This is a genomic window from Streptococcus gordonii (assembly GCF_001553855.1).
Classification (GTDB): domain Bacteria; phylum Bacillota; class Bacilli; order Lactobacillales; family Streptococcaceae; genus Streptococcus; species Streptococcus gordonii.
Genome location: NZ_LQWV01000035.1, coordinates 1 through 266, shown reverse-complemented (window position 1 = coordinate 266; position 266 = coordinate 1). Strand labels below are relative to the sequence as shown.

The window sequence follows — 266 nt, the reverse complement described above, 5'->3', positions numbered from 1 at the left end:
GTGGACATGATCACAGCGGACACAGTGGGCATGCCCACCATCATCACGGAAGCTTTAAGGAACTTTTCTTAAAGTCATTGCCACTAGGAATCATTATTATGCTCTTAGTCCCTTTGCATGGATTTGAACTACCATTCCAGTTTACTTTTCCATATTCTGATATTGTAGTAGCTATTTTATCTACTATATTAATTATTTATGGTGGACGTCCATTCTATCAAGGTGCAGTTGACGAATTTAAACAAAAAGAACCTGGAATGATGGCA

The 266-nt window shown here is 38.0% G+C and carries 1 pseudogene; it reads left to right on the top strand.

The window, feature by feature from the left end:
- Positions 1–266 (top strand): annotated as a pseudogene (locus tag AWH02_RS10730) (heavy metal translocating P-type ATPase); the annotation flags it as partial.